22 protein-coding genes and 2 pseudogenes are annotated in these 25,618 nt (G+C 72.3%); 12 read left to right on the forward strand and 12 right to left on the reverse strand.

All coding sequences use genetic code 11. The features are described 5' to 3' along the window. Window positions 1–237 precede the first annotated feature (237 nt). Complete coding sequence (locus ACZ49J_RS30555) at window positions 238–1,026, reverse strand: hypothetical protein (RefSeq protein ID WP_467453849.1); 789 nt, start codon at window positions 1,024–1,026, stop codon at window positions 238–240. A 539-nt stretch (window positions 1,027–1,565) separates the two neighbouring features. On the opposite strand from ACZ49J_RS30555, the gene ACZ49J_RS30560 reads away from it, so the two are divergent. Continuing rightward, the gene (locus tag ACZ49J_RS30560) at window positions 1,566–2,219 is read left to right on the forward strand and encodes a LysM peptidoglycan-binding domain-containing protein (protein WP_467453847.1); all 654 of its coding nucleotides are present in this window, start codon (window positions 1,566–1,568) and stop codon (window positions 2,217–2,219) included. A gap of 86 nt (window positions 2,220–2,305) precedes the next feature. On the opposite strand, the gene ACZ49J_RS30565 is transcribed toward ACZ49J_RS30560, so the two are convergent. Genes ACZ49J_RS30565 through ACZ49J_RS30575 form a run of 3 tightly spaced genes read right to left on the reverse strand, consistent with a single transcriptional unit; the run spans window position 2,306 to window position 6,341 of the window. Further along, a complete protein-coding gene (locus ACZ49J_RS30565; RefSeq protein ID WP_467453846.1) occupies window positions 2,306–2,950 on the reverse strand; it encodes an ABC transporter ATP-binding protein in 645 nt (214 codons plus the stop codon). Next, the gene (locus tag ACZ49J_RS30570; protein WP_467453845.1) at window positions 2,947–5,847 is read right to left on the reverse strand and encodes an ABC transporter permease subunit; all 2,901 of its coding nucleotides are present in this window, start codon (window positions 5,845–5,847) and stop codon (window positions 2,947–2,949) included. The genes ACZ49J_RS30565 and ACZ49J_RS30570 overlap by 4 nt, the downstream gene beginning before the upstream one ends. Beyond that, window positions 5,847–6,341 (reverse strand): hypothetical protein, encoded by a 495-nt coding sequence (locus tag ACZ49J_RS30575; protein ID WP_467453893.1) that lies wholly within the window; start codon window positions 6,339–6,341, stop codon window positions 5,847–5,849. The genes ACZ49J_RS30570 and ACZ49J_RS30575 overlap by 1 nt, the downstream gene beginning before the upstream one ends. 213 nt (window positions 6,342–6,554) lie before the next feature. On the opposite strand from ACZ49J_RS30575, the gene ACZ49J_RS30580 reads away from it, so the two are divergent. The 5 genes from ACZ49J_RS30580 to ACZ49J_RS30600 all read left to right on the forward strand — a co-directional run bounded on the left by ACZ49J_RS30580 (window position 6,555) and on the right by ACZ49J_RS30600 (window position 11,271). Continuing rightward, complete coding sequence (locus tag ACZ49J_RS30580; protein WP_467453844.1) at window positions 6,555–7,097, forward strand: MTB12 C-terminal domain-containing protein; 543 nt, start codon at window positions 6,555–6,557, stop codon at window positions 7,095–7,097. After that, window positions 7,075–8,364 carry an ABC transporter substrate-binding protein gene (locus tag ACZ49J_RS30585; RefSeq protein WP_467453842.1) on the forward strand — a complete coding sequence of 430 codons (1,290 nt, stop codon included), beginning with the start codon at window positions 7,075–7,077 and terminating at the stop codon, window positions 8,362–8,364. Before ACZ49J_RS30580 ends, ACZ49J_RS30585 begins: the two co-directional genes overlap by 23 nt. A 215-nt stretch (window positions 8,365–8,579) precedes the next feature. Continuing rightward, the gene (locus ACZ49J_RS30590) at window positions 8,580–9,842 is read left to right on the forward strand and encodes a glycosyltransferase family 4 protein (protein ID WP_467453841.1); all 1,263 of its coding nucleotides are present in this window, start codon (window positions 8,580–8,582) and stop codon (window positions 9,840–9,842) included. Beyond that, entirely contained in the window at window positions 9,839–10,669 is an 831-nt protein-coding gene (locus ACZ49J_RS30595) for a hypothetical protein (protein WP_467453840.1), read from the forward strand. The genes ACZ49J_RS30590 and ACZ49J_RS30595 overlap by 4 nt, the downstream gene beginning before the upstream one ends. A 386-nt stretch (window positions 10,670–11,055) precedes the next feature. Then, window positions 11,056–11,271 carry an I78 family peptidase inhibitor gene (locus ACZ49J_RS30600; RefSeq protein ID WP_467453839.1) on the forward strand — a complete coding sequence of 72 codons (216 nt, stop codon included), beginning with the start codon at window positions 11,056–11,058 and terminating at the stop codon, window positions 11,269–11,271. A gap of 117 nt (window positions 11,272–11,388) precedes the next feature. On the opposite strand, the gene ACZ49J_RS30605 is transcribed toward ACZ49J_RS30600, so the two are convergent. Together ACZ49J_RS30605 and ACZ49J_RS30610 are read right to left on the reverse strand one after the other, a co-directional pair. After that, window positions 11,389–12,399, reverse strand: a complete 1,011-nt coding sequence (locus tag ACZ49J_RS30605) for a phosphatase PAP2 family protein (RefSeq protein WP_467453838.1) — start codon at window positions 12,397–12,399, stop codon at window positions 11,389–11,391. A gap of 257 nt (window positions 12,400–12,656) precedes the next feature. Continuing rightward, window positions 12,657–13,817 (reverse strand): hypothetical protein, encoded by a 1,161-nt coding sequence (locus tag ACZ49J_RS30610; protein ID WP_467453837.1) that lies wholly within the window; start codon window positions 13,815–13,817, stop codon window positions 12,657–12,659. 272 nt (window positions 13,818–14,089) lie between these two features. Here ACZ49J_RS30610 and ACZ49J_RS30615 point away from each other — a divergent pair, with 272 nt between their 5' ends. Next, complete coding sequence (locus ACZ49J_RS30615; protein WP_467453836.1) at window positions 14,090–15,724, forward strand: MFS transporter; 1,635 nt, start codon at window positions 14,090–14,092, stop codon at window positions 15,722–15,724. A gap of 161 nt (window positions 15,725–15,885) precedes the next feature. Here ACZ49J_RS30615 and ACZ49J_RS30620 read toward each other — a convergent pair whose 3' ends face one another. Then, on the reverse strand, window positions 15,886–16,323 hold the full coding sequence (locus tag ACZ49J_RS30620) for a cell division protein SepF (protein ID WP_467453835.1): 438 nt from the start codon (window positions 16,321–16,323) through the stop codon (window positions 15,886–15,888). Window positions 16,324–16,807: 484 nt separating this feature from the next. Between ACZ49J_RS30620 and ACZ49J_RS30625 the strand changes: the two are divergent. From ACZ49J_RS30625 to ACZ49J_RS30645, 5 genes and pseudogenes are all read left to right on the forward strand, one after another. Beyond that, a pseudogene (locus tag ACZ49J_RS30625) lies at window positions 16,808–17,165 on the forward strand (hypothetical protein); the annotation flags it as partial. A gap of 288 nt (window positions 17,166–17,453) precedes the next feature. Then, a complete protein-coding gene (locus ACZ49J_RS30630) occupies window positions 17,454–18,359 on the forward strand; it encodes a S1 family peptidase (RefSeq protein WP_467453833.1) in 906 nt (301 codons plus the stop codon). 105 nt (window positions 18,360–18,464) lie between these two features. Continuing rightward, on the forward strand, window positions 18,465–18,620 hold the full coding sequence (locus ACZ49J_RS30635; RefSeq protein WP_467453832.1) for a hypothetical protein: 156 nt from the start codon (window positions 18,465–18,467) through the stop codon (window positions 18,618–18,620). Window positions 18,621–18,625: 5 nt separating this feature from the next. After that, a pseudogene (locus ACZ49J_RS30640) lies at window positions 18,626–18,992 on the forward strand (hypothetical protein); the annotation flags it as partial. A gap of 152 nt (window positions 18,993–19,144) precedes the next feature. Then, entirely contained in the window at window positions 19,145–20,227 is a 1,083-nt protein-coding gene (locus ACZ49J_RS30645) for a S1 family peptidase (protein ID WP_467453831.1), read from the forward strand. A 359-nt stretch (window positions 20,228–20,586) separates the two neighbouring features. Here the strand turns inward: ACZ49J_RS30645 and ACZ49J_RS30650 are convergent, their stop codons facing one another. The 5 genes from ACZ49J_RS30650 to ACZ49J_RS30670 form a co-directional block, all read right to left on the reverse strand. Further along, entirely contained in the window at window positions 20,587–21,369 is a 783-nt protein-coding gene (locus ACZ49J_RS30650) for an SDR family NAD(P)-dependent oxidoreductase (RefSeq protein ID WP_467453830.1), read from the reverse strand. After that, window positions 21,366–22,337, reverse strand: coding sequence for a fumarylacetoacetate hydrolase family protein (locus ACZ49J_RS30655; protein WP_467453829.1), 972 nt, complete (start codon window positions 22,335–22,337; stop codon window positions 21,366–21,368). Before ACZ49J_RS30655 ends, ACZ49J_RS30650 begins: the two co-directional genes overlap by 4 nt. A gap of 105 nt (window positions 22,338–22,442) precedes the next feature. Continuing rightward, window positions 22,443–23,381: a VOC family protein gene (locus ACZ49J_RS30660; protein WP_467453828.1), complete on the reverse strand. Its 939-nt coding sequence runs from the start codon at window positions 23,379–23,381 to the stop codon at window positions 22,443–22,445. Between the two features lie 27 nt (window positions 23,382–23,408). Continuing rightward, entirely contained in the window at window positions 23,409–24,485 is a 1,077-nt protein-coding gene (locus ACZ49J_RS30665) for an amidohydrolase family protein (protein WP_467453827.1), read from the reverse strand. Continuing rightward, complete coding sequence (locus ACZ49J_RS30670; protein ID WP_467453825.1) at window positions 24,482–25,603, reverse strand: FAD-dependent oxidoreductase; 1,122 nt, start codon at window positions 25,601–25,603, stop codon at window positions 24,482–24,484. The genes ACZ49J_RS30665 and ACZ49J_RS30670 overlap by 4 nt, the downstream gene beginning before the upstream one ends. Window positions 25,604–25,618 lie beyond the last annotated feature (15 nt).

Below are 25,618 nucleotides of genomic sequence, written 5' to 3' on the forward strand. Positions count from 1 at the left end.
GGGGAACGGCGCGAGCATCCACGACGGACCGGCACTCGCCCGACGGCCGTCCCTGTGACGGCGGCCCTGAAAGGGGCGCGGGGAACGGCGCGAGCATCCACGACGGACCGGCACTCGCCCGACGGCCGTCCCTGTGACGGCGGCCCTGAAAGGGGCGCGGGGAACGGCGCGAGCAACCACGACGAACCCGCACCCACCCCACGACCGGCCCCCCTTACCGCGCCCCAAGCGGAGCGCTCACGTTCCGGCGAGCGGCAGCGTCGCCGCCACCAGCTTCCCGTTCGCCGCGGCCTTGTCGAGTGCCTCGCGCAGCAGGTCCTCGCGCGGCTGGCGGCCGATCGAGCCGACCGGAGCCGCGAAGAGCAGCACCTGCTGGTGCTTGTTGGCGGCCGCGCGCCAGCTGTCGGCGACCTGCAGCGCCTGGTGGGCCTGCCACCAGGCGACCGGCTGGCCGCCCGCGGTGCCCGGCTGGAGGATGGCGTGCAGCTGGCCCATGGCGAGCAGCACGGACCAGCCGTGCAGCACCGACGGCACCGAGTCGATCTCCGTCAGCGGCATGAAGCCCTGCTCGATGAGGAGCGGCAGGAAGTCGTCGCCCGCGGTGGTGGTGCCGGGGCGGGCGATAGGAGCGGTCGGTTCGACGACGAGCGCCGGGTGCAACTCGCCGTTGATCAGGACGAGTCCGCTGGTCACGCCGAGCACGGCCTGTTCGGCCACGGCCTGCTCCGGCACCGCCCGCGCGGAGCCGCCGTCGCCCGCGATGGACCGGACGGCGCCCTGCAACTGCTCCTCCGTGACCTGGACGACCTGCGAGGGCAGGCAGGTGGCGTGGGCGAAGGCGAGGACGGCGGTCTCGTCGCCGATGAACAGGACGGTGCTGGTGCGCTCCTGCTCGGAGTCGCCCGGGGTGCGGCAGGACGTGCAGTCGTAACTGCCGGGGGCGTTCTCTCCGGCGAGCAGCCGGTCGGCTTCTTCGTCGCCGATCTCGGCGCGTACGGCGTCGCTGACGTCGAGCATGCGCGGCACGGGTGGCTCCTCGGGATGTGATGCGGGACGACAGCCGGGTGGCTCCCGGCCCATGAGCGCGGGTGGTTCCCGGCTCATGAAGAAGACAACGGGCGATCTGTGGCCGGAGTCACGCCCGGCAGCGAATGGAATCGACCCATCCGAAGCACAGCGTGAATCCAGGGGCGGAACCGGTTACTCCACGGCAACTCCGCGACTGCAAAAGGAAGTTAAGACGGTGAAGTGGGTCACAGATCGCGCACGCTCCTGGTCGACAAATCCCGAAATCGCGCAATGAAGTGGGTGGCCGAAAAAGACGATACTCGCGGTAACGTCGAACTGGCCTCGAACGACGAGGAGTTGGTTGATGGACGGCCGTCTGGCTCTCTACATTCCTCCGCCGAGTGCATCGAGCACCGCTCGGGTCGTCCGCCGACCGCACCACAGCCAGCTCCACAGCACCACCGTCGGCGGACGGGGCGGAGTACGACGACCGCGTCCCGTGCGCCGGGAGTCGTGGGCCGCCTTGGGGGACCCCGGGTCCTGCGAGAGGGAATTACATGTCCGCATGTGCCGACAACACCCACGACACCACTCGTAAGACGCGTACGACACGTACGACGGCGGTCCTCGCCGGGGCGGCACTGCTCGCCCCGCTGGGCCTCCTGGCCGCAGGCGGCAGCGCCGCCGCGGCGGACGGCGGAGTGTGGGACCGCATCGCCCAGTGCGAGAGCGGCGGTAACTGGCACATCAACACCGGCAACGGCTACTACGGCGGGCTGCAGTTCTCCGCCTCCACCTGGCGCGCGTACGGCGGCACGGCCTACGCGGCCACGGCCGACCAGGCCTCCAAGGGCCAGCAGATCGCGGTCGCCACCAAGGTCCAGCGCGCCCAGGGGTGGGGCGCCTGGCCCACCTGCTCCGCCCGGGCCGGGGCGTCCGGCACGGCACCCGCCGCGCCGTCCACCGGCTCGGCGCCGGGGCGGTCCACGAAGCCGGCCCCGGCCGCGCAGCCGTCGAAGACGCCGGCCCGTGCCTCGGGCCACACCGGCCGCGGCACCTCCCGCGGCGACTACACGGTGCGCGGCGGGGACACGCTGAGCGGCATCGCCGCACGGCACGGGACCACCTGGGAGCGGATCTTCGCCGCGAACGAGGCCGTCATCGGCGGGGATCCCAACATGATCGTGCCCGGGCAGCGGCTCGACATCTGAGCCGGCTCCCCAGCCCTGGGCACGGGGTCCCGCCCGGCACGCCGACCGGGCGGGACCCTCGGCACCAGGCCGACGTACGGCCGACGTCAGGCCAGTTCGGCCGCCTCGCCGCCGAACACGACGGAGCCGCGCCGCAGTTCGTACACCAGCGCTCCCGCCGCGCGCGGCCCGGGCGGCAGGCGCTGTTCGGCCACCACCACGCAGGCGTCCAGGGTGCCGAGCAGTTCGTACGTGCGGGCCGCGACCGCCGGGGACATGCCCTGGGCGGGCTCGTCGAGGAGCACCACGCGCGCACGGGCCAGCAGGGCACGGGAGACGGCCAGCATGCGCTGCTCGCCGCCGGAGAGGGTGTCCGCACGGCGGGGGAGGAGCGGCTGGAGCCGGGGGTAGGCGTCGAGGGCGGGCGCGAAGCCGCCGGAGGGTGCCGCCAGTTCGAGGTTCTCCCGGACCGTGAGCGAGCCGAAGACGGCCCGTCGCTCCGGGACCAGGCAGAGCCCCCGGCGGGCGCGTTCGTGGGCGGGTGTCCTCGTCACGTCGGCCCCGTCCCAGACGACGGCGCCCGAGGACAGCGGGACCGTCCCGGCGAGGGCCCGCAACACGGTCGTACGGCCCGAGCCGTTGCGGCCGAGCAGCACCGTCAGCCCCGGACCGGGCGCGGCGAGCGTCACTCCGTGCAGGGCCTCCAGGGGGCCGTACCGCACGCGCGCGTTCCGCAGGGAGATGACGGTCACCGGTCCACCTCCGCGTCGTCCAGCACGTCGAGTACCCGGCCGGCGGGGCCGGAGGCCACGATCCGCCCCGCCGCCATGACATGCACCACGTCGGCGAGGTCCGCGACGAGGTCCAGGTCGTGCTCGACGACGAGCAGGGCCGTGCCGTCCGCGGCGAGAGCGCGCAACACGCGCGTGAGGGCGGCCACCTCGCCGGTGTCGAGCCCGGCGGCCGGTTCGTCGAGCAGCAGCACGCGGGGGTCCCCGGCGAGCGCCCGTGCCAGCTCGACCCCGCGCAGGGTTCCCGTGGGCAGCCCCGCGGCGGGCAGCGCGCCCACCGGCCCGTCGAGCCCCAGCAGCCGCGAGACGCGCCCGACGGCCCCCGGATCGGCGGCCCGGCCCTGCTCGGCGCCCACCAGGACGTTCTCGGCCACGGACAGCGAGGGGAACACGGCCAGTTGCTGGAACGTCCGCGCGATGCCCTGCCGCGTGCGGGTGTGGGCCGCGAGCCGTGTGATGTCCCGCTCCCCGAGCAGCACCCGCCCGCGCGTGGGCCGCACGGTTCCGGCGAGGCAGTGGAAGAGGGTGCTCTTCCCGGCCCCGTTCGGGCCCACGACCGCGGTGACGCGGCCCCGGCGGACGTCGAGGTCGACACCGTCCAGGGCGGTGAACCCGCCGTAGGTGACGCGGAGCCGGCGGGCCCGCAGGACAGCGGGGTGTTCCCCCCGCCCCGCACCACGGCCCCGCCGCTCCGGCGGCGGCTGCTCGCCGCCGCCCGCATGCCGTGCGCCGCGCTCCGCGGGCTCGGCCCGGCCCAGCCGTACGGGCTCGGCAGACGCCGGCTCCGCCCGGTCGGCTCCTCGCGCCGGCTCGTGCGCCGTCGGACCGGGCCTCGCGGTTCCCGCCACCGCTCGCTCCGACGGAGCCGGACCGCCCGAGGCCGCTCGCGCAGCCACACCCTCGGGCCGCCCCGGACCGGCCCCCACGCGGTCGGTGGCTCTCCGACCGCCCGGGCCACCGGACGCTTCCCGTGGCGGGACACCCCCAGCAGTGCCCCCACCGCCCCGCTCCCGCACCCTGCGCCGCACCCGTGCCCCCACCGGCGTCAGCACCGCCCCGTGACGCGGGCGCAGGCGGGCGATCACCGTGTGCAGGGCCTCCTGCGGGCCGCCGGGGAAGCGGCCGACGAGGACCGCGAGCAGGCCGACCAGCGCCGCGGCCACGCCGCCTCGGGCCCCCGCGTCGAGCCCCACGAGGAGTGCCGCGGCGGCCAGGGCGCCCAGCATGCTGTCCGCGCCGAGGACGACGACCGCCGCGAACCACAGGAGCCCGCGGACCGGGTCGTACGCGGAGGCGTCGAAGGCCCGCAGGCCCATGCCGAGCATGCCGCCGCCCAGGGCCGCCAGCGCGGCGCCCGTCACGAAGGCCGACAGCTTCAGGGCCGGGACGCGTACGCCCGCGGCCGACGCCCCCGGCTCGTGGTCCCGCATCGCCGCCAGGGCCCGGCCGGTGCGGCCCCGGCGCAGGGCGTGGACCGCCAGCAGGGCGAGAGCGAGCAGGCCGAGCTCCAGGACGTAGTACGCGCGGTCGCCCTCGAAGCCCGCGGGGCGCCCGAGGGTCAGACCCGACGTCGCGTACGGCTGGTCGAAGACGAAGCGGCTGACCCCGACGCCCACCGCGAACGTCGCCAGGGCGAGCGCCAGACCGTGGCGGCGGATCGCCGGCCATCCGGTCAGCAGGCCCAGGGGAGCGACGAGCAGCACGGCCACGGCCAGCGCGGCCGGCTCGGGCAGCGCCGGCAGGAACGGGAAGCGGCCCGCCGCCAGCAGTGCCGTGAAGAGGGCGCCCAGACCCGCGTACGCCGCCTGGCCCAGGGAGATCTGGCCGCCGCGGCCCGTGACCACCACCAGCGACAGCAGGACCACCGCCAGCGCCGGGACCTGGACCGAGGTGTGCAGGTCCCCGCCCGCGAAGCCGAGCGGAAGCAGGAAGAGGACCGCCGCCACGATCCACGCCCCCGGAGGCGCCGGCACACGCGTGGCCGTGGTGCGCGGGACGGGGGCGTGCGCGCCGACGCCCGGCAGGACGAGGGCCGCGACCAGGAGCGCCACCACGAACAGGTTGGCGCCGACGGCCTGGAGCAGGGGTTCCGCCCAGCCCGACGGGTGCAGCCGGGTCAGCTGGCTCTGGGCGACCCCGATGCCCACGGCGACCACCACGGCCACCGCCAGGCTCCGCATACGGGCGGCCACCGCGACGGCCACGACCTCCATGACCAGCAGTGGCAGACCGTACGGGTCGAGCCGGACGTACGGCGCCAGCAGCACGCCCGTCAGGCCCGCCGTGAACGAGCCGAACGCCCAGCCGGCCGCCGCCACCCGGTCCGCGCCGATGCCCGAGAGGACGGCGAGCGACCGGTCGTCCACGACGGCGCGCAACTCGCGGCCGAAGCGCGTCCATCGCGTGACGGCACCCACGGCCACGGCCAGCGCCACGGCCACCGCCAGCTGCCCCCACGGCTCCGCCGGGACCAGCGTCGGCGCGTCCGCCCGCGCCCCCGGGCCCCACACCAGCGCCGCCCCACCGACGAGCAGCACGAAGACCCCGATGGAGGCCACCAGGGTACGCGCGGGATCACTGCCCAGGACCGACAGCGGACGGAAGACGAACCGTTCCAGTGCCACCCCGATGGCCGGGGCCACCACCAGCAGCGTGAGGGCGGCGGCCGGGGCGAGGGGCCAGCCCCACTCCACCGTGAGCTGGCGCAGCAGGTACGCGCAGACCATCGCGATCGCCCCGTGCGCGAAGTTCAGCACCCCTGTCGCGCGGTACGTGACGACCAGTCCGATCCCGGTCAGCGCGGCCGCACCGCCGACGGACAGCCCCGCGAGGGTGAGGTCGTAGGTCAGGGAGGCCATCAGCCCTCCGGGGGCTCGGAAGGCTCAGCGCCGGAGGGCGGCTCGCAGATCGGGCACGGGCCCAGGTCTCCGAGCGTCATGACGCGCGAGTCCACGGGTACGGCCCTGGGCCTGCCCGCCACCAGGGGACAGTCCGCGCGGTGCCACAGGGTGCCGCCGGGCACCATGAGCAGCTCCCCGCTGGTGGCGACGGGCGCGGCGGCCGGCCCGGCCTCCTCCGCCTCGGCCGGCTCCTCGGCGGCCAGGAGGCGGTACAGCTCCTCCACACGGGCCGCCGCCGAAGCGTTCCTGCCGTGGGTGAGCAGGACGGCGCCCGCGACGATGAGCGCGGCGCCCGGGATCGTGCAGGAGGCCAGGTACGGCAGCTGCCGCTCCGCGAACCGCTCGCCCGAGACGCCGTACCAGCCCACGACACACAGCACCGCCCCGGCGGCGAGCGCGGCCCAGCCGGCCCAGAGGACGGGGTGCGCGGTCCGCAGTCGAGCTGTCCGCATCCGGGGCTCCCACACGTCGTGTGTCCGGCTGTCCGGCTGGCTGTCGATGCGCACCGGTGGTGTCCCGGTGTCGATGTATCCGGACATCGATGTATCCGGATATCGGTGTATCCCGATGCCGATGTATCCCGATGTCTTGCACTATGCCCTCTGGAAGCTGACCCTGAAAGCACCGGGCGCGACCGGCCCGGACGACACCCGGTGGTGAGCCAGATGGTTCTCGGGAGCGACCTCAGGCGGGGGAGAGGACGGCTGGGGGCACTGATCGCGGCGGCGGTCCTCGCCGTCGCCCTCGCGGCGTGCGGCGACGACAGCGGGGGCGGCTACACGTCACCTACCCGTACGGAGGACAGGACCACGAGTGCCGAGGCGTCGCCCACGGGGGCGGCGGCCGAACCGGACGACCCGGCGGCGGCCGAGAAGGAGATCAGGGCGAACTGGGCGACGTTCTTCGACCCGGGCACGTCCAAGGAGGACCGGCAGGCCGTCCTGGAGAACGGCAACCTGCTGGGGCCGCTCCTCGACGCCTTCAGCGGTGACCAGCGCGGACAGGACGTCGAGGCGAAGGTCACGAAGGTGGAGTTCACCTCGGCGACCGAGGCGGACGTGACGTACTCACTGCTCCTGAAGGGGGCCACCGTCCTGCCGGACTCGAAGGGCACGTCGGTCGAGCAGGACGGCACCTGGAAGGTGTCCGTGAAGACGCTGTGCGGGCTGGTCGGGCTGAGCGGCAATGAGAAGGTCCCGGGCTGCTGAGTGCGTCGGCGCGGGACTGCTCCTCCTGCTGACCGCCGCCTGCGGCAGCCGCCTCCCGGAGAGCGACTTCGAGGACCGGACCACCGGGCCGCCGCCGACCGGGCAGACCGGCGAGCCGATCCGCGTCGGCATCATCACCAGCGCCACCAGCCCGGTCGGCGGCGCCGCCTTCACCGGTCCGCGCGACGGCGCCAGAGCCTGGTTCGACCGCCTCAACGCGCGCGGGGGCGTCGACGGCCGGACGGTCGAGGTCCGTGCGTGCGACGACGGCGGCAGCGGCGTCGGCAACAACGAGTGCGTGCACCGGCTCGTGGACGAGGACCAGGTGGTCGCCCTCGTCGCCACCACCGCGTTCGACTACGCGGGTGCCTCACGGGTCTCGCACGCGGGCGTGCCCGACATCGGCGGACAGCCCCTCGGCCCGGCGTACGACACGTACCCGCACCTCTACAGCGTCTACGGCAGTCTCGCGCCACGGAACGGCACGACCGGCTGGGACGGCAAGCAGTACGGCGGTACCGAGGTCTACCGCTACTTCAAGCGCGAGCACGGCGCCCGGACGGCCGCGGTGGTGTCGTACAACCAGGCCGCGTCGGCCTCGTACGCCCGTCTCGTGGCCCGGGGCCTGAAGGCGGAGGGCTACAAGGTGGTCACCGAACAGGTCGACTTCGCGCTCCCCAACGTCCGCGCGGCGGCGGCCGATCTGAAGGAGCAGGGCGCCGACCTCGTCTTCGACGCCCTCGACACGCACGGCAACGCCCGTCTGTGCCGGGCGATGGACGAGGCCGGCGCCGAGGTGACCGCCAAGGTCACCAACGTGCAGAACTGGACGTCCACGGTCCCGGAGGACTACAAGGACGCCCCGCGCTGCCGCAACGCCCTGTGGGCCACCGGTTCGAGCCGCAACTTCCAGGACACCGGGCACCCGGCGGTACGGGAGTTCCGCGACGCGACGAAGGGGCTGAAGACGCACTCCCAGTGGCAGTTGGAGGGCTGGGCGGCCGCCATGTGGTTCACCGACGCGGCGAAGTCCTGCGCGCGGGAGGGCGTCACGCGCGCGTGCGTCGACCGCTTCATGAACCGCGACGAGCCGTACACCGCGGGCGGGCTGCTCCTGCCCGTCACCTACGAGCGCCTCGCCGAACCTCCCCGGTCCCGGACGACGTGCGTCTCGGTGGCCCGCTGGGAGGACGGCGAAGGCTGGGTGAGCCAGGGGGACATGAACAACACCTGCTTCGACGTACCGCAGTTGTCCTATGAACCGTGAGCCACCCGTCCTGCGCGCCGTCAACGCGCGTGTGCCGTACGGATGTCGTTCGTACCCCGATGCACGACACGGCCGAAAGGTTCCCCTTATCGGCTACCAATCGGGCAACTGTTCTGGAACAAGTCGGTGATGGAGCCCAACCCAGTGCGGCGGCTCCGGGTCCAACCCATCAGGTAGGCGGACGAGATCGGGGATACAGGGGGTTCGGGGGACGTATGCACATCTCATTCCTCATACACAACGCGTACGGCATCGGGGGGACGATCAGGACCACGTACAACCTGGCGGGCACTCTCGCCGAGCAGCACGACGTCGAGATCGTCTCGGTTTTCCGCCACCGTGACGAGCCGGTCTTCACGCCGCACCCGCGGGTCCGTGTGCGCCACCTCGTCGACGTCCGCCCGGACGGCGCCGACGCCGGGGATCCTGACCTGGGCCGCCCGGCGCGTGTCTTCCCGCGCGCGGAGGGCCGCTACGAGCAGTACAGCGCCCTGACCGACCGGCGCATCGCCGAGCACCTCGCCGCGGTCGAGGCGGACGTGGTCGTCGGCACACGGCCGGGGCTGAACGTCCACCTGGCCCGGGAGACCCGCCGCGGCCCGGTCCGTGTCGGCCAGGAGCACCTCACGCTCGACACCCATTCCGGGGCCCTGCGCGCCACGCTGCGCCGCGTCTACCCGCGCCTCGACGCGCTCACCACCACCACGGAGGCCGACGCGCGCGCGTACCGCGACAGGATGCGGCTGCCCGGCGTCCAGGTGCGGTCCGTGCCCAACCCCGTGCCCCAGCCGGGCATCGAGCCCGCGGACGGATCCGGCAAGTGGGTCGTCGCGGCCGGGCGACTGGCGCCCGTCAAGCGGTACGACCTGCTCATCAAGGCCTTCGACACGGTGCGCGCCCAGCGGCCGGACTGGCGTCTGCGGATCTACGGCGGCGGAAAGCAGAAGGACAGACTCCGCGAGCTGATCGACCAGCTGGGTCTGTACAACCACGTCTACCTCATGGGGCCGGCCAACCCCATCGAGCCCGAGTGGGCCAAGGGTTCCATCGCCGCCGTCACCTCCAGCATGGAGTCGTTCGGCATGACGATCGTCGAGGCCATGCGCTGCGGTCTGCCGGTCGTCTCCACCGACTGCCCGCACGGGCCCGGCGAGATCATCGACGACGGCGTCGACGGACGGCTCGTCGAGGTCGGCAACGTCGAGGCCATCGCCGAGGGCCTGCTCGAACTGATCAACAACGACGCGCTCCGGCAGGAGATGGCGCGCGCCGCGCTCAAGGACTCCGAGCGCTTCGACCCGGCCCGTATCGCCGAGCGCCACGAGTCGCTCTTCTCCGGGCTGCTCGCCCGCGGCGGGTCCTCCTCGCGCGGCCGGATGCGCGGCTCCCTGCACCGCACCCGGGGAGCACTGCTCGGTGGCGCGTACGCCGTTCGGGATGCCGGACGCACCGCTTTCAGGAAGGGACGCACCGCATGATGACGCTGGCCCCGCCCGCGGCGAACCAGCACTTCGACGAGGAACCCGTCGCGGGCCCGCGGGCCGACTGCGTCGCGGACTCCGCGGGCGGCCTCACGTTCGACGTCACCGACCGGGGCGAGTCCGGGCCCGCCCATCTCCTGATGCGACTGCGCGACAGCGAGCGGGAGGTGCGCCTGCCGCTCACCCCGGCCGCCGACGGCCGCCTCAGGGCCGCCCTGCCCAGCAGCGTCGAGCTCGCCGAGGGCCGCTGGGACGTGTACGTCCAGGTGGCCGACGACGAGCCGCGCCGTCTGGTGCCCGGCGTCAACGACCTGCGGGCCCTCGTGGACCGCGTGCCCGGCGGCTCCCACGGCCACGTCGCCGCCCGCATCCCGTACTCCACCAGGCTCGGCAACCTCACCGTCCGCAGCTGGCTGCGCGCGCCGCACGCCGAGGCCGGGGAGCTCCACATCGGCGAGGACGACGTGAGTGTCCGGGCACGGGTGTACGGCACCGGGCTGGCTCAGGAGGCGTACGTCGAACTGGTGGCCAGGAAGGCGCAGACGCCCGTGGTGCGTGCCGAGCTGACCGCCGACCGTTCCGAGTTCCGTTTCACGGTGCCGTACGAGGCCCTCCACCCCGGTCTGTGGGACCTGTGGCTCCGGCCGGACGGGGAGAACGGGCCCCGGGCACGGATCGCCCGCCTCCTCGACGACATCGCCGACAAGAAGCAGATCTTCACCTACCCGAAGGTGACCCTGGAGACCGGCCACGGCCCGGTCACGGCGCGGCCGTACTACACGAAGGACAACGACCTCGCGGTGAAGGTGGCCGCGGTCGAGTGACGCGCTGCCGGGCCGGGGAGCTGGGCAACGCGGTGCTGCCGCACCGGCTCCGCCCCTGACCGCGTATTGGCTGTACGCCGCCTGTTTCCCGGATACGCGGGTTGTCGGAATGAAATGCGACATCCGCACGATGTTCGACCGGCTTTCCCGGGAGCTATTCGAGAGCGCCGAGTCGGTCGGGAAATACGGACGACGACGGAGATCACCCGTACGGAACCGCCCGTACGTGTGACGGTGGCCGGCCGAAACGCGTGTCGTGATCTTGTGACACAAGTGTGACCGCGGGGGGACAGTGACCCTCCGCCACACCCGGCCCGGCGAGGACCCTGGAACCCTCGGTGGGCCCGGGCTTCCGCGGGCGCGGGGCGCCGCCTAACGTGGCCGTCATGGCACCCATTCCCACTCCGCCACCGGAGCCCCAGGACAGTCCGGACGCCTACGTCGGCCTTGAGGCGAGCAGCGCCGAGCGTCGCGCCAGGGAGCACGGCTGGTCCGCGGTCCGGTCGCTGCCGCCGGGCGCGATCATCACCATGGAGTACCGCGTGGGCCGGCTGAACTTCGAGGTCAGGGACGGCCGTGTGACCCGCTGCTGGAAGGGCTGAGGCCGCGCGGGACCCAGCACGGGAGAGGACAACAGGCGAAGGCCCGGCCCCCCTGAGGGGAGCCGGGCCTTCGCCGTGCGGGGTGCTGGTGGTGCGTACCGGCCCCGCTGTCTCGTGTCAGCCGCCGGTGACCGGACGTGCCGCCGTGCCCCGTGGCATCCGGTCGGAGTGCGGGGGCCTGCGGCTGCCGACCGGGGTGACCGGGATGCGTTCCGAACGGGTGGTGTGGGGGCCCGGCGCCAGGTGCAGCGGCGGCCGGGCGGACCGGGCGGCGATGGACGTGTCGCGGGCCGTGGTGGGCTCCTGCGACGGCGTCCGCAGCGGGGAGGCCCCCGCCGGAGCCGTGGCCGGTGCGCCGGCCGTAGCGCCCTGACGTGCCCGCAGGGAGTCCCGCAGCGACAGGATCCGGGCCTCCGCCCGCGCGATGAGCGGCTCGAACCAGGGCAGCGCCAGCAGGATCAGCAGACCGGCGGCCCACCCCAGCACGACGTCGCTCAGCCAGTGCGTACCGAGGTAGACCGTGGTGAGGCCCACGCCGAGCGACATCACGGCGGACAGGGCGGACAGCCAGCGCCGGGCTCTCGGCGTGGAGGCCAGATAGGCGAGGATGCCCCAGGTCACGACGGCGTTCGCGGTGTGGCCCGAAGGAAATATGTCGCCGCCCAGCCACATCTCGTTCGAGCCGATCGAGGTCGCGTAGTGCGGCCCGAGGCGGCCCATGCCGATCTTGGCGGCGCCGACCGTGATGTTCAGCAGCAGCAGCGAGACGCCCAGTGCGAGCAGCGGGCGCAGGGTGTGCTGCCGCCAGGAGCGCCAGCCCAGCCAGGCCGCCACCATCACGGCGGTGGGGCCACGCTGCCCGAGGACCACGTAGTAGTCCAGGAACGCGTGGATCTCCGGCCACTGCTGGTACGGGCGGAAGAACATGACCTGCCAGTCGAGGCGGACCAGCCACGAGGTGATGACCACGGCCCACACGATGGCCGCGTAGAAGGCCAGGGTGGCGGTGAAGAGCACCACCCTGTGCCGGCTCATCACCGGCACATCGATGTGGGCCGGTCGTTCCGGCTCACGGTCCAGCCGCTCGAAGACCCGCTCCAGACGGGTCAGCAATCGTTCGGTACGCACTCAATCGACGTTACAGGGAGTGAGCTCTCTTCCGGTGCGAATCCCTCGCTTTGTGATGACGATGTGATGTGGGATTGCTCTCAATGAAGGTCTATTTTCATGGAATCCGTAATCAGCGTGGTGCGCCGCCTTCAATTCCACTGATCATTCGCCGTCCTGGTTTTGTGGCCCTTTTGGGATTCGTTCACCGATTGCTGGTGTGGACTTCTCTGCCCGCTCACGCACCGTTGGCCATGGCGGCTGTGGCGGCCACGCCGTCAGGGCGGACCGGAGCCGCCCAGCCAGAACGCCCCGTAGAGCGCGGACGCCACCGCGGCTCCCCCGAGGACCGGCGCGGCCCTGGCCGTACGCAGCGCGGCGAGGGACCTGGCGAGCGGCAGCAGCAGTGGGAAGGCGGGCATCAGCAGCCGTGGTTTCGAGCCGAAGTAGCTGGACGCGCACAGGGCGAGCGCGACCACGACCCCCGTGTACACCAGCAGCGGCAACGGCTGCCCCTGACGGACGCCGACCACGTACAGCCAGACCACCAGCCCGACCCCGACGAGCAGGCCCACGCCCGCGACGGCCGAGGGGAACGACGTGAACTTCCCGGCGACGAACCGGGCGAAGGCGTACCCCCCGTCGAAACCGTTGCGCCAGCCCGCCTGCACCTCCAGGTACCCGAACGGGCCCCCGCCCGTGCGATGCCCCACCCACAGCACGTACCCGGCGGCGCCTGCCGGCGCGAGCAGCATGCCGAGGGCGCGCCGCCATACCGGGGCGCCGTTCGGTTCCGGCACGCTCCGATCCCGTACGAACGAAGGAACGAGCACCGCCACCCACACCGCGGCGACCACCGCGAGGCCCACCGGGCGGGTCAGCCCGGCGAGCGCGGCGAGGGTGCCCGCGGCGACCCAGCGGCCGGTCAGGACCGCGTACAGCGCCCACGCGGCGAGCGCGGTGAACAGCGACTCGGTGTACGCCATCGACTGCACGATCCCGACCGGCAGCACGGCCCACACCAGCACCGCGCACGTCCCCACCCGGGAGCCGTACACGTGGTCCGCGACGGCGAAGATCCCCCAGGCCGCGGCCAGCGAGGCCAGCGTGCTCACGACGAGGCCGGCGTCCGCGTACGACAGCGGGGTCACCGCGGAGACGGCGCGCTCAAGCCAGGGCAGCAGCGGGAAGAAGGCCAGGTTCGAGTGGACGTCGCCGTTCGGGAGGCGGACCTCGTAGCCGTAGCCGAGGTCCGCGACCCTGACGTACCAGAGCGAGTCCCAGCGGGCCGTCAGCAGGGTGTGCGCGCTCTTGTCGCGCGCCGCGCTCCACACGGCGAGGGCGACGAGGCCCAGGGCGCGCACGGCGGCGTACCCGAGGAGCGCGGGGACGGCCCTCCTCAGGAGGGACGGCGCCTGGCGCGTAGCAAGATCGGTCACGCGCTCGATTATCGAGGGCGCCCGGAACCGGCCGGCTTCCCCGGAGGCGCTGAACTGCGACGGGTGAAGGGCGGCGTGGCGCATGCCACACCCTGTCTGAACGTTCCATGAGAGGTCCACCACGCGCCACTGGCGGTATCTCACGTACGCTAGCGGCTCACTCGCCTTCGTTGCGTGGGCTCGGGACGCCGCTCCTCCCGGGCCATGGCCGCCGGGGAGTCCCCACCCCAGCGGTCCCGCCGAGCGCGAGGGATCATCTGGGAGGTACGTACATGTCCGGGACGACCACGGCCGCTGCGCGGTGCCGTCGGGCGGCCGGGGACGGTGCGAACCGCTGGGTCGTCCTCTTCGTCCTCTGCGCCAGCCTGCTGCTCGTCGCTCTCGACGCCACCGTGCTGCACGTCGCGGTGCCGGCCGTCACGGAGGACCTCAAGCCCAGCGGTGTCGAGCTGCTCTGGATCGTCGACGTCTATCCGCTCGTCTGCGCCTCGCTGCTGATCCTCTTCGGCACGCTGGGCGACCGGATCGGCCGCAGACGGGTCCTCCTCCTCGGTTACGGGCTCTTCGGTGTCGCCTCCGGTCTGGCGGCCCTCGCCGAGAGCGCCCCGGTACTGATCGCGGCCCGGGCGCTGCTCGGGGTCGGGGGCGCCATGATCATGCCCGCGACCCTGTCGATCCTCCGGCAGGTGTTCCCCGACCGGCGCGAGCGGGCGCTGGCGATCGGCATCTGGACCGGCGTGGCAGCGGTCGGCGCCGCCGTGGGACCCCTGCTCGGCGGCTTCCTGCTGGAGCACTTCTGGTGGGGCGCGGTCTTCCTCATCAACATCCCGCTGATGCTCGTCAGTCTGCCGGTCGGGCGCCTCCTGCTGCCGGAGTCGACGGGCGACCGCGACGGGCCCTGGGACGTGGCGGGCGCGCTGATGGCCGCCGCCGGTCTCTTCGGTGTCGTCCTCGGAGTGAAGCGGCTCGGCAGCGGCGACAGCCCGTTCGACCTGGTCACGCTGGGGCCGCTGGTGCTGGGCGGCGGGCTGCTGGCCGCCTTCGTGCGGCGGCAGCGAAGGCGCGCACACCCGCTGGTGGATCTGCGGATGTTCGCGCGCGCCGCGTTCAGCACGTCCGTCGGCTGCATCGTGCTCGCCATGCTGGCGCTGGTGGGCCTGGAGCTGATCGCGGCACAGTACCTGCAACTGGTGCTGGGGCTGTCCCCGCTGGAGACGGGCCTGCGACTGCTGCCGCTCACGATCGCGGCCATGGCGGCCGGGCTGGTCGGCTCGCACATGCTGCGCCGCTTCGGGCCCCGCCGCATGGTCTCGGCGGGCTTCGGTCTCACGGCGGGCTCCGTCGTCCTGCTGACCGTGATGGGCGACCAGGACAACCCCGCCCTGCTGCTGGTCGGCTTCATCCTGCTCGGGTTCGGCCTGGAGACGACGCTCTTCGGGGCGTACGAGTCGATGCTCAACGAGGCGCCCCAGGCCCAGGCGGGCGGGGCCGCGGCCATCGGTGAGACGTCGTACCAGCTCGGCGCGGGCATCGGGATCGCGCTGCTCGGCAGCGTGATGAACGCGGCGTACACGCCCGGACTCTCCGGTGTGCCAGGCGTCCCCGAGTCGGCCTCGGCGGCGGCCGGGCACTCGCTGGGCGAGGCGTACGAGGTGGCCGGACGGCTCGGCGGCTCGTCGGGCGAGGCCCTGCGCGATGCCGCGCGGGACTCCTTCGTGCACGGACTGCATGTGACATTGCTGGTCAGCGCGGTGCTGTTGCTGCTGGGCGCCGCCATGGCGCTGCGCCTGCCGCGGGTCATGGACTGCGCGGAGCCGGAGCCTGCGTCGGGCTCTGCCGAGGTCGCCCCGGTGCCCTCTCCCCGGGCGACGCACGAGAAGGTGCGGGCCGATTCGTCCGTGAGCTGAGGCGGGAGGCGGCGCCGGCTCGTCCCTCGACCTCGGTGCTCACCCACGATTGCACCGTCGAGACGCACCAGCTGGTGCCGGGCAAGGCGCTCACCGGCCTCGACGCGTTCCGGTGATCCCCCCACCGGAATGCCGGTCAGGGGCAGGTGAGCGGCCCTGCCTCAGCTCTGGTTGAAGAAACCGTCCGCCTGACGCCCCGCGGGCTCGCCGCTGACGATCTCGGTGTCGGCCGGGGTCAGCAGGAACACCCGGTTCGAGACCCGCTCGATCGAACCGCGCAGACCGAAGATCAGGCCGGCCGCGAAGTCGACGACGCGCTTGGCGTCGGCGGGCTCCATGTTCGTGAGGTTCATGATGACCGGGACCCCGTCCCGGAAGAGCTCGCCGATGTTGCGGGCGTCCCGGAAGCTGTCCGGGGTGACCGTGCCGATCCGGCGGCCTTTCTCCTGCGCGGACTCGGAGGCGACCTTGACGCGCGGGTCGGTGACCCAGGCATCGCCGGACTCCTGCCCTTCGGCGTAGTCGTCGTCGTAGTAACGCTCGTCATCGTTGTCGTCGACGAGGCCAAGCCAGGCACTCGCCTTGCGCACCGATCCCATGGACGCCTCCTCTCACAGCGGTCATGCTTGCTTTCCGCACCCCTATCGTCGTCCATGATGCGGATGGCGCGCCAAGTGGTTAGGCGCCGCTCGGGGGTTTCGTGACGGTACTGGCACAGAACCAATTCGTCGAGAGCCCGTATGCCCCAAGGGTCCTGATGTACACGGCTGCTGACTGTGAGTGAAATAATATTTCTCGCGGCGGACGGGTGATGAGCGGTGCGTACGGGTGAACGCCGGGGGCGGTGCGACGCGGCGACTGAACGGCACGCAGAAAGAACGGCACAAGCCGCGGGGGAGTGTCGTGTTCGGAATTGCCAGGCATGCCGCCATCTCTGTTCTGACGGGGGATCAGGCCGGGCACGGCCGGTCGGCCGGTCGGCCTGCCGGCCGGCGCTGACCGCAAGGCCTTGTCCGCTGCGCGGGATGCGCGCCGCCTCGGTCACCCGGGGTGAGGAGGCGGCGCGCCGTCGCCGTCCCGCTGGTGCTCGCCGTGGACTCCGCCGACGGGCGGGTGCTCGACCGCTCCGGCACCCCGTACCCACGGCGCTTCGCGCTCGGTCCGTCCGCCGATGCCTGGGGCGGGCGCGTTCACCCGGCCGCGCACGGGTGGGCTCGCGTTTCGCCGGGACGGCGTGTCGGCGCGGGGCCGCGGCCGAGCTCGCCTCGGTGAGCGCACTGCCCCGGCGCGCCGCGTGGTTCCCGGGAGGTTCTCGTTTCCGCGAGAGGTTCCGCTGCCTGCCACCGGCTCGTATGGGGGCTCGCACGGCGCGTTGAGAGTGGTGCGCCGGATCTCGTGGCGCTCGACGACTCGTGGGTGCGCTCTGCTCCGACTGCCGTAAGGGAAGCACGCCGGGTGGCGCACAGGTGCTGCTCCGGTGCGTCCAAGTGCCTCCACAGAATCCTCACAAGGAGGTCGTGCGATCGAGTACCGCTGGTAACACACGGAGTTGAGTGCTCCCGCGGCGGAAAGGCCCTCTTGCGCCGCCCGGTCACGCAGCCGAATACTCCCTCCAGCGCCTTGTCAGGGGCACATCGTGTTCGGAAGTCGGACACTTCGCCCTGACCCGCGCCTCACGGGCCCCAAACCCCACAGCGGGCCCCCGAATTCCCTCAGGAGGGAACGAACAGTGAGGATCACGCGCACCACCCCCCGCAGCGGCATCGCGAGACGGACCCGGCTGATCGCCGTCACCACCGGACTCGTCGCCGCGGCTGCCGTCACAGTCCCCACCGCGCAGGCGAGCGACGCGCAGACCTTCAGCACCGCCCAGCTGAAGAGTGCCAGCTCCTCCATCCTCAAGGCCGACGTACCGGGCACGGCCTGGGCGATCGACCCGAAGACCGACAAGGTCCTCCTCACGGTCGACAGCACCGTCTCCCAGGCGGAGCTCGCGAAGATCAAGAAGGAGGCGGGCAGCAACGCCGGCGCCCTGACGGTCAAGCGCACCCCGGGCAAGATGAACAAGCTGATCAAGGGCGGCGACGCCATCTATGCGAGTAGCTGGCGCTGCTCCCTCGGCTTCAACGTCAAGAACAGCAGCGGAGCCGACTACTTCGTGACCGCCGGTCACTGCACCGACGGCGCCGGCACCTGGTGGTCGAACTCGGGGCGCACCACGACGCTCGGCACCACCTCGGGTTCCAGCTTCCCGACGAACGACTACGGCATCGTCCGGTACACCAACACGTCCATCACCAAGTCCGGTACGGCGGGCAGTGTGGACATCACCCGTGCGGCCACCCCGAGCGTGGGTACCAGCGTCATACGCACCGGTTCCACCACCGGCACCCACACCGGTCGGGTCACCGCGCTCAACGCGACCGTCAACTACGGCGGTGGCGACGTCGTCTACGGCATGATCCAGACCACGGTCTGCGCCGAGCCCGGGGACTCCGGCGGTCCGCTCTACGGCAGCAACGGCACCGCCTACGGTCTGACCTCCGGCGGCAGCGGCAACTGCTCCTCCGGTGGCACCACGTTCTTCCAGCCGGTCACCGAGGCCCTGAGCGCCTACGGGGTCAGCGTCTTCTGACCGACGCGCGGGCCCGGAGCCGCTCCGGCACCCGCACGACCGACCGAACCAGCAGTCGGCAGCCCCCGCACGGCAAGTGCCGTGCGGGGGCTCCCCTTTGTCCGCTTGGGGGCCGACATGGTCGAGGAGCTGGTTCTCGCGGGAGCGTCCCTCGCGTCCGTCGGCGCGGCGTACGTGGCGGCCGCCCGGGTGGTGAAGCAGTACGAGCCGGGGGGCTCGGGCGGCTGCGGTCCCACGTACGGGCGCTGGGGTTCACGATGAGCGTGGAGGCCATGAAGCGGTCCATGGCCCGGCAGGCCGAGGCGGACCGTGAGCGCAGGGACCAGGTTGGTCGCGGCTGAGAAGAACTCCACGCTCGTCCTCTCCTTCCCGGTGGAGCTGCTGCCGTTCCTGGAGCGGGCCCAGGGGCCGGAGGCGTGGGCAATCTGTGCGGGAGCAACTGCCGCCCTCCGCGCCCGGAGTGGGCCGGGGCCCCGAGGGGTAGGGAATCGGACAGGACTAGACCTCGTCGACCGCACAGGGATAACCCTCGATCGCCTTGTTTGCAGTGGGGACTCACCTGGCGTGGCCATGGCAGGTTTACGCGCGTCAAGCTGCGGGGGGTGTACGCGAGTTGCACCGCGCTCGTCCTGAAGTCGACCTTGTGTGCGCCCTGGTGGCCTGGGAATAGTGGTCGTCGTCCGTTGGCATGGACGCGCCTTTTGCGGGCAGCGGATCCGTGCCTCACCTTCCGGTTCCCGGGTCCCCACAACCTCCGGAACCGACCCCCCACAGGAGGACGCGAGTTGAAGCACCGACGCATACCCAGGCGGCGTGCCGCTGTGGCAGGTGCGGGTATCGCCGCACTGGTCGCCGCGGGAGTCACCTTCCAGACTGCGAACGCGAGTGAGACCGCGAAGGCCCCCGACCTGAAGACCCTCTCGGTCGCCGCGGCCGGAAACCTCGCCTCGACACTGGTCAAGGACCTCGGCGGTGACGCGGCGGGAACGTATTACGACGCGAAGGCCAAGAACCTCGTGGTGAACGTGCTCGACGAGGCGGCGGCCCGGGCCGTCGAGTCGGCCGGAGCCAAGGCGCGCGTCGTCGAGAACTCCCTCGCCGAGCTCAAGAGCGCCCGCTCGACGCTCACGAAGGACGCCACCATCCCCGGCACGTCGTGGGCGACCGACCCGAAGACCAACAGAGTCGTCGTCACCGCGGACCGCACGGTGTCCAAGGCCGAGTGGGCGAAGCTCACCAAGGTGGTGGACGGTCTCGGCGCGAAGGCCGAACTGCAGCGCACCAAGGGGGAGTTCAAGCCCTTCATCGCCGGCGGGGACACCATCAGCGGTGGCGGTGGCCGCTGCTCCCTCGGCTTCAACGTGGTCAAGGGCGGGGAACCGTTCTTCCTGACCGCGGGCCACTGCACCGAGTCGATCTCCACCTGGTCGGACTCCAGCGGCAACGAGATCGGCACCAACGCCGACTCCAGCTTCCCCGACAACGACTACGGCCTGGTCAAGTACACGGCCGACGTCGACCACCCGAGCGAGGTCAACCTCTACAACGGCTCCGCGCAGGAGATCACGGGTGCGGCCGAGGCCACCGTCGGTATGGAGGTCACGCGGAGCGGGTCGACGACGCAGGTGCACGACGGTACGGTCACGGGGCTGGACGCCACCGTGAACTACGGCAGCGGCGACATCGTCAACGGGCTGATCCAGACCGACGTCTGCGCCGAGCCGGGGGACAGCGGTGGCTCGCTCTTCTCGGGGGACAAGGCCATCGGTCTCACCTCGGGTGGCAGCGGTGACTGCACCTCCGGTGGGGAGACGTTCTTCCAGCCGGTGACGGAGGCGCTCTCGGCGACCGGTACCGAGATCGGCTGACGCCCTCCACCAACCTCGGACCCGCGGGCTGTTCGGTGCCTGCGGGTCCGAGTGTGTTCGGGGGCGGGCCGGGTTGGGGGCGGGGCCGTGACCGGAGCCGGGGGCGAAGGTGTCTCACCCCCGCCGCCCCTACCCGTCCCATCCCCAGGGGCTCCGCCCCTTCGACCCCGCCAAGGGGGCCGCGCCCCCTGGACCCCCGTCCTTTCGGGGCTCCGCCCCGGATCCCGGTTCGGGGGGCGTTCGGGGGCCGTCGATGCCTCCGAAGGCGTCCGCGGCCTCGGTCGCGAACCGCGGCGCCGCCGCGCGTCTCTGACCGCGGGCCCTGCCCGATATCAGGGCCGCCTTTCCTGCCAGCCGTTTCACCTCGCCTCTGAGCTCGGAAGCGCCGAACCCGCAGCAGTCGAACCCAGAGTGTCCGAGATGGACTTGACGCCGCCGTGCGCGGTGAGTCCGCCGTCGACCGGGATCTCGGCGCCGGTGATGAAGGACGACTCGTCGGACAGGAGGAAGACCACGAGCGGGGTGACCTCGTCGACCGTGCCGGTGCGGCCGAGTGGGGTCTCGCGGATGTTCGCCGCACGGAAGGCGGGCGCGGCGGAGGCGGTCATCTCGGTCTCGATGAAGCCCGGGTGGATCGTGTTGACCCGGATGCCGCGCGCGCCGAGCTCCGTGGCCGCGGTCTTCGACAGGCCGCGCAGCGCCCATTTGCTGGTCGTGTAGGCGACCGGATAATGACCGCTGAGCGCGGCGGTGGAGCCGACGTTGACGATGGACGAGCCGGGCGGCATCAGCGGCGTCAGATGCTGGATGCCCAGCAGCGGGCCGGTGACGTTGACGGCGTGGACACGAGCGAAGTCGTCGGGGGTCACATCGCCGAGGCGGGCGCGCCAGGTGATGCCCGCGTTGTTGACCAGGCCGTGCACCTGGCCGTACGAATCCCTGAGTTCGGCGGCCAACCGTGCCCAGTGCTCCTCGTCGGTGACGTCGAGGCAGCGGCAGCCGGGGGCCTCGGTCACGTCGGTGGCGATGACGCGGGCGCCCTCGCGGGCCAGCGCCTCGGCCTCGGCGGCGCCCTGGCCGCGCGCGGCGCCGGTGACGACGACGACCTTGCCCCGGAGCCTCTTGGAGCGCGCGTCGTTCACGGCCGCTCCCGGCTGCGGCGGCGCGCGGTCGGCAGCGGCTCCGGATCCCTGCCCGTGACCACGGTGTTGGAGACGGTGCCGATGCCCTCCACGGTGAGGGTCACGGTGTCGCCCGGCCTCAGCGGGGGCGGGGACTGCTCACCCCGGACGCCCCACAGCTCGGCGAGGCAGCCGCCGTTGCCGCAGGTGCCCGAGCCGAGCACGTCGCCGGGGCGGACGACGGTGCCCCGCGAGGCGTAGGCGACCATCTCCTCGAAGGTCCAGCTCATGTTGGACAGCAGGTCCTTGCCGACCACCTCGCCGTTCACCGAGGCGGTCAGCGCCAGGCGCAGAAAGCCGTCGCCGTCGCGGTAGGGCTCCAGCTCGTCGGCGGTGACCAGGTACGGGCCGAGGGTGGCGGCCGTGTCCTTGCCCTTGCACGGTCCGAGGCTGACCTGCATCTCGCGGTACTGCAGGTCGCGGGCCGACCAGTCGTTGAAGACCGTGTAGCCGATGATGTGGTCCCGTGCCTGCCCTGGCGTCAGGTCCCGCCCCTCGCGGCCGATGACGGCGGCGACCTCCAGCTCGAAGTCGAGGACGTCGCTGCCCGGCGGCACCGGGACGTCGTCGTGGGCGCCGATGACGGCGTACGGGTTGGTGAAGTAGAACGTCGGGGCGTCGTACCAGGCTTCGGGCACCCCGACGACGCGGTCCACGGACCGCCGTACCCCTTCGACGTGTTCCTCGAAGGTGACGAAGTCCCGCACGGTGGGCGGCTCAAGCGGTGGCAGCAGCCGCACCTCGGACACGTGAGGGCCCGGCGGGACGTCCAGCGTGACGGCGCCGGCACGCAGGAGCGCGTCGAGTCCGTCGCCGGAGCGGATCAGCTCCGTGAGCGAGCGCGCCCCGGGGACCGGGCGGAGGGTGCCGTCCTCCTCCACGACGGCGACCCGGCGCTGGTGTCGGTGTTCATAGGTGGCGAAACGCATGCACGGCTCCAGGCTCCGGCGGTCTTCGACAGCGGTGTAACCGGGGACGCGGCAAGGGCGTCAGGGCGGTTGACAGGGCCACCGCGTCCCCGGGGGCGAGGGGGGTCAGACCGGCGGGGCGACGAAGCAGCCGCGGTCGACGTCGTTGAAGGACTCCTTGGCGATCAGTTCGTTCATGGGGTTGGCGGTGCCCCACTGGTCGGTCACCTCGGGCCGGGAGAAGTCGTAGACGCTCGGGTGCCAGGTGTCCTCGTCCAGCAGTTCCAGCTCTGTCGTGTACTCGACGGTGTTGCCGTGGGGGTCGAGGAAGTACGTGAACGTGTTGTCGCCCGCCATGTGCCGGCCCGGGCCCCAGATCTTGCGGAACCCGGCCCGCATCACCCGGCCGGAGCCGCGCATGTACTCGTCGAGGCCGCGCATCTCGAAGGAGACGTGGTGCAGGGAGGTGTGCGGGCCCTTCGCTATGGCCATCGAGTGGTGCTGGTTGGAGATCCGCATGAAGTGCATGACCTCGCCCATGTGCGGCGAGCTGAGTGTGTCGGAGAGGCGGAAGCCCAGGTGGCGCTCGTACCACTCACGGGTCCTGTCCAGGTCCGGCGAGTTCAGCACGACGTGCGACAGCTTGACCGGGATCGACTCCTTCTCCTCGATCCTGCGGTGCTGCCGTACGTCCACATCGGCGGACACTTCGACGGTGCGGCCGTCGACGTCGAAGAAGCGGAAGCCGTAGCCGCCTCCGGGGGTGTCGATCTTGCCGGGCTGGGAGACCAACCGCACTCCTCCCGCGAGGAGTTGTTCGGCGAGGGTGTCCACGTCCGCCGCGCTCGCCGCGCCGTACGAGACGAGGTCGAGGCGCTTCTCCTCGGCCTTGCGCAGCCGTACCACGTACTGCTCGGGGCTGCCCTCGGCGGCGAGGAAGGAGATCCCGGAGTCCTCGGCGACCTTGGTCAGGCCCCAGACCCCGGCGTAGAAGTCGAGCTGCTTGTCGTAGTCGGGCACGGCGAGGTCGACGTGCCGCAGATGCGTGAGCAGGCGTGCGCTCATGGTGGGTTTCTCCTCCTGTGTGGGGGGTCAGGTGAGGCGCAGCAGCGTTGTCGCGTTGCCGCCGCGCACGGCGTGGAAATCGTCGTCGGGCAGGCGTGCGGCGCGCAGCGCGCCGACGGGGTCCTCGGTGCCCATGTCGAAGGGGAAGTCGGAGCCGAGCAGCACACGGTCCGCGCCGGCCGCGCCGATCAGCGCCCGCAGGACGTGCGGATCGTGGACCAGGGAGTCGAAGTACAGGCGCTTGAGGTAACTGCTGGGGAGGTGGGCGCAGCCCGCGCCCGCGTCGGAGCGGGCAGACCAGGCGTGGTCGGAGCGACCGATGTGGGTGGGCAGGTAGCCGCCCCCGTGCGCGGCGATCAGCTTCAGCTCCGGGTGCCGGTCCAGCACCCCGGAGAAGATCAGGTGCGAGAGGGCGACGGCGTTCTCGGTGGGCTGGCCGACGGTGTTGGACAGGTACCACTGGTCGAGGCGCTCGTCGAGCGTGCAGCCGAAGGGGTGCAGGAAGAGGATCGCGCCCGTCTCCTCGGCCCGGGTCCAGAAGGGTTCGTACGCGGGGTCGGACAGCTCCCGGCCCGGCGCGTGCGAGGAGATCTCGACGCCCAACAGGCCCATCCCCATGGCCAGTTCGAGCGCGCGCACTGCCGACTCCGGGTGCTGCAGGGGGACGAGACCCAGACCGTGCAGCCGGCCGGGCGCCTGGGCGCAGTGGGCGGCCGTCGCCTCGCCCGCGAGCCGGTACACCTTCTCCGCCGTCTCCTCGTCCGCCCAGTAGTGGTAGTGCGAGGGCGACGGGCTGACCAGTTGGACGTCCACACCCTGCGCGTCCATCGCGGCCAGTCGTACGGCGACGTCCGTCAGCCTCGGGACGCGCTCGGCGACCATGGGGCCGCTGACGGCCTGGGCCGCGGGCCCGTTGCGGCGGGCGTCGAGGGCCCTGGCCTCCGCCAGGCCCGGCAGGCCGGCCACCAGGGCCTCGACCTCGGGGATCAGGAGGTGCGCGTGTACGTCGACAGTCGGGGAAGGGCGCGCGTCAGCGCTCGGCGAGGAGCGGTGGTCGGGCTGGGGGCGCCTCCCAGCGGTAGCCGGGGGCGGGTGGGCCGTCACGGCAGCTCCCTGAGCACCGGCAGGGTGGCGTCCAGCAGCCCGGGCACGTCACCGGGCACGCCGTCGAGCTGCCACTGTCCGATCTGCACGGACGCTTCGACGACCATCCGGACCCGGTCGATCCGCCGCTCGTAGTAGCGCGTGAGCAGTTCCTCGTCCCACGCGGATCCGCTGGTCAGCAGCTGGAACAGCACCCAGGCGTCCTCCATGGCCATCGCCGCGCCCTGGGCCATCGTGGGCGGGCAGCAGTGCGCGGCGTCGCCGACGAGGACGACCCGGCCCCGGTGCCAGGACCCCTCGACCAGCATCCGGTCGAACCAGGTGTAGTTCACCTGCGCCGGGTCGGTGATCGAGTCGCGGATCTCGTCCCAGGCACCGCCGTAGCCCTCGGCGAGGCGGCGCATCTCTCGCGCGTAGGACTCGGGCGGGATCGTGTCGCGGTCGCGGCTGGGCTCCACCAGATAGGCGTAGATCGTGTCCTTGCTGGTGGGCGTGTAGCCGGCGATGTAGCAGGGCCCGCCGTGGGAGAGGTCGCTGCGCTCCACTCCGGCCGGACGGGGCGCCGGGACACGCCAGATGGCCATGCCGGTCGGCTCGGGTTTGACGTCGATGCCGATGGCGGCGCGGGTCGCGGAGTGCAGGCCGTCGGCGGCCACGACGAGGTCGTAGCGGCCCTCGGTGCCGTCACTGAACCGGACGGTCACCGACGTGTCGTCCTCGGTGAGGATCTCGGCGGTGGTGCCGAGCCGGACGTTCGCGCCGGATGCCCGGACGGCGTCGACGAGGATGCGCTGGAGCACCGGGCGCTGCATGCCGAGGGTGGCGGGGAGGTCGTCTCCGCCGGTGCGGAGGACGTCGCCGACGTGCAGTACGGTGCCGTCGGGCGTCGTCAGCCCCAGGGCGTCGAAGCCGAAGCCGTGCTCGCGGACCTCGTCCCAGACGCCGACCTCGCGCAGCACGCGCAGGGCGTTGCCCTGAAGGGTGATGCCGGAGCCGCGTACGTTCCAGTCCTCCTTGGCCTCGACGAGGTCGACGTCGATGCCCGCCCGCCGCAGCAGCACGGTCATGACATTGCCGGAGGTGCCCCCTCCGATGACCAGGACTCTCTTTCCTTCCATGGCCAACTCCTTTGT

This window comes from Streptomyces sp. NPDC030840, from assembly GCF_055572015.1.